The organism is Streptococcus suis, from assembly GCF_019794615.1.
GTDB classification, from domain to species: Bacteria; Bacillota; Bacilli; order Lactobacillales; family Streptococcaceae; genus Streptococcus; species Streptococcus suis_AI.
Map to the genome: position 1 here is coordinate 1 of NZ_JAIMDU010000066.1, position 3142 is coordinate 3142.

4 protein-coding genes and 2 pseudogenes are annotated in these 3142 nt (G+C 31.7%); all 6 read left to right on the top strand.

Annotated elements, in window-relative coordinates; translation table 11 throughout:
• Positions 1-328, top strand: a pseudogene (locus tag K6V43_RS11265) (23S rRNA (uracil(1939)-C(5))-methyltransferase RlmD); the annotation flags it as partial.
• A 19-nt stretch (positions 329-347) separates the two neighbouring features.
• Positions 348-449, top strand: a complete 102-nt coding sequence (locus tag K6V43_RS11735) for a TnpW family protein (protein ID WP_392344133.1) — start codon at positions 348-350, stop codon at positions 447-449.
• A 256-nt stretch (positions 450-705) separates the two neighbouring features.
• Positions 706-1146, top strand: a complete 441-nt coding sequence (locus K6V43_RS11275; RefSeq protein ID WP_044678192.1) for an SRPBCC family protein — start codon at positions 706-708, stop codon at positions 1144-1146.
• A gap of 23 nt (positions 1147-1169) precedes the next feature.
• A pseudogene (locus K6V43_RS11280) lies at positions 1170-1349 on the top strand (recombinase family protein); the annotation flags it as partial.
• A 535-nt stretch (positions 1350-1884) separates the two neighbouring features.
• Positions 1885-2409, top strand: coding sequence for a GNAT family N-acetyltransferase (locus K6V43_RS11285; protein ID WP_044678196.1), 525 nt, complete (start codon positions 1885-1887; stop codon positions 2407-2409).
• 30 nt (positions 2410-2439) lie between these two features.
• On the top strand, positions 2440-2793 hold the full coding sequence (locus K6V43_RS11290) for a hypothetical protein (RefSeq protein ID WP_052502438.1): 354 nt from the start codon (positions 2440-2442) through the stop codon (positions 2791-2793).
• The last annotated feature ends 349 nt before the right edge of the window (positions 2794-3142 follow it).

A 3142-nucleotide genomic window follows, 5' to 3' on the forward strand; every position in this document is an offset into this window, starting at 1 on the left:
CCACGTCGAGACGGTAGCATTATTGTCCAAACTTAATGTCGATAAGCATATAAGTGTTGAAGTAGAGCTAGATGAACTTGATTTGACAAGTGCGGAGAGCAAAGCTACTTATGCTCAGATTAAGGAATATATATTAGAAAAATTTGGTTTGAAAGTTTCAGCACTCTATATTGCCCAGATTAAAAAGAAATGTGGAATAGAGTTGAGAGAAAATTATAATAAGTCAAAAAAAGAAAAACAAGTTATTCCACAATGTACACCTGAGAAAGAAGAAGCTATCATGGATGCGTTAAGGCATTTTACAGAAAGAACAACATCAAAAGCCTGATGGTGTTATAACAAAAAAGATAAACGGAAAAACCTTTATAACAGAGATATATTTTGACAAAAAGAGCAAAGATACATTTCAAGATAAATTGTTTAAGGTAGTGAAAGCGGAACGGAAATAGTGAAAACAGAAATTTTGTATATATCATTTAGGTTCCTTTTTATCCGTGCTGCATGTGGGAGAAAATAGGAAATTTGACAATAGAAAAAATGGCTTAAAAATGGTATAATGTTGTTGATTATTCAGAGAGAAAAATTAGAATTAAGACGAAAGCAATGTAAAATTTAAGGAGGGCAATCATTTGAGATATATACTTTTATTGCGTGGGATAATTGTGGGTGGAAAGATTAAAATGAATATAAGCGAAAGGAGAAATTATGAATAAAATAATCCATTGCAAGGCACTCTTAAACTGTTCATCAGAAAGAGCATTTTGTTTATTCACTAAGAATGAAGAGATTATAACTTGGCTAACAGAAAAATCAGAAATAGAACCTTGGGTTGGTGGGAAATATGAACTTTTTTGGGATAAAAATGATAATGAAAATAATAGTACTTTAGGGTGCAAAGTAACAGCATTTGAATTGAATAAACTATTATGCTTCAATTGGAAAGGTCCGGTACAATATGCGGATGTAATGAATGTTGCAAAACCACTGACTCATGTATGTATTACATTCTTTGCAGAAAAAGAAAATAAGACGGAAATTCATTTGATTCATAGTGGTTGGGGAGAGGGAGAAAAATGGGAACAGGCACGTTTATGGTTTGAAAAGGTTTGGAAACAGTCATTTTTAAGACTGGAAAATTTGTTTTAATATAAGCGTATATTGATAAATTAGAGCGTAGACAGTTAATTACAGCTTTGATTTCTGAAATTCAAATTTACGAAGAAAAGCAACCGAATGGACAATGGCTAAAATCAATTACATTTAAACTTCCTATCATCGATGAAGATTTAAATATAGGTTTGGACAATGATGAACAAGTTGAGTGTGTTGCTCTGCTCGTAAAAGCCTAGAAACCTTTGAACGAAAGGGATAATGAAAAGCCTTGATTGCAAGGCTTTTTGTCGTATGGGGGAAGTATTAGAGTGAGAAATTTTTTGGAGTGAGTAGAAGTGATAGCAGGAATTATCAAAATCTATTTCCATTTACCCTGTGGGTACGTGTTTGTTTCCATTGACAAGGAGTTTTTGGGAATAGAAACGTACCCACCTCTAATATCGCCTTAATGGTCGATTGAAGTGTGAGTTCTGAAATTGATACAATACAATTTAACTTTTTTTGAAAAAAATTCCAAAATTTATTTTGCATTGCGAATATAATAAGTGAGAGCAAGTTGCTTACTTATTAATGATGAAGAGGAAAAGTAGAATGACAACAATTTTTTTAACAAAAACAAACTGCACTAATTGCGGAAAACAAAGTACTTTTGAAAGATTTGATATGGCTTTTTGTGATTGGTAAAAGACTTTGAGGGTATGATATAATAGCGCAGAATTTTAGTATAATTAAGATGTAGAAAATTAATGGGAAAACAGCAGGAGAAGATAAATGATATTGAACACAAAGCGATTAAATATACGACCGTTTAGATCAGATGATATCGAAGATACTTTTGAGATTTATACTGATGCAGATGTATGTAGATACCTTTTAGAAGATGAATGGAATACTAAAGATAAAGAAGAGTTCGAAAAGAAAACTAAAAATAACAAATTAGAGGAGAACTCGAGCTTAAATCTTGCTGTAGTATTGGATAAAAAGGTTATTGGTGATATATCCGTTTGGTATACAGGCATGAAACAAACTGTAGAGATTGGATTTGTATTTAACCCAAAATTTTCTGGGAAAGGTTATGCAAATGAATCGGTTGAAGCCGTAATAAAAAAATTATTTGCTGAATATAATATTCATAGAATTCAAGCAAATTTAGATGCTAGAAACATAGCCTCTAAAAAATTATGTCAAAACCTTGGGATGAGACAGGAAGCACATTTCATAAAGGATTATTGGAATAAGGGTGAATGGACAGATAGCTTCGTATTTGGAATGTTGATTACAGATTTGAAGAAATAATTCGTAATACGTTACTCATCAGATTATAGCATGACGGTGAACGAGAACTTTGTTACATTTAGTAAAGGAATTGTCCAAGCTTTAGAATACCCTGCACATGTACTTGTTGCTTTTAATAAGGATACAAAGGTAATGGGTATACAAGTTTGTCGGGCAAAAACTAGGGGAGCATTTTCTTTTTCAAAACCTGTTGGGGAGCAAAAAGGTATTGTTCAGGTAGGTCATAAAAATTTAAAAGAAACACTCTTAACAATCATGAGTGAATGGAAATCTGATAAGTGTTATAGGGTAGAGGGGATTCACATTCCTGAAGATAAGGCATTTGTTTTTGAATTAAAGGATTTTGAGGAACTATCTGACTTTCGTAAAAACGACAATAAATAGTAAGGAACGAAGATAAAAATTATTGGTGGGAGTACAACTATTGTATTCCTGCCATTTTCATATTTTTGTAAGGGGTTTCATGTTATAATATATTGTAACTATATACATTTTTTCGAATGAATCGTGTACAAGAGGTATTGCTTTATAGAATCTTTATGTTTGATAACACATTTATTATCATACAAGGAGGTGCATTAAATATTCATGAAAATGTCAGTTTATCTGCTATAAATCTGTCTAGATTTATAGCAAAAAATTTTGCAATCATAGAGAATATGATGAGTCGGAGTAATATTTTGAAATATATTTGATTTAAAGAGGAGACCTAGTATCAATGGTAACTTTTCTA

Bases quoted from the DNA above. Each gene is read 5' to 3' on its own strand.
- K6V43_RS11275 (WP_044678192.1), top strand. From the start codon at position 706: ATGAATAAAATAATCCATTGCAAGGCACTCTTAAACTGTTCATCAGAA.
- K6V43_RS11285 (WP_044678196.1), top strand. From the start codon at position 1,885: ATGATATTGAACACAAAGCGATTAAATATACGACCGTTTAGATCAGAT.
- K6V43_RS11290 (WP_052502438.1), top strand. From the start codon at position 2,440: ATGACGGTGAACGAGAACTTTGTTACATTTAGTAAAGGAATTGTCCAA.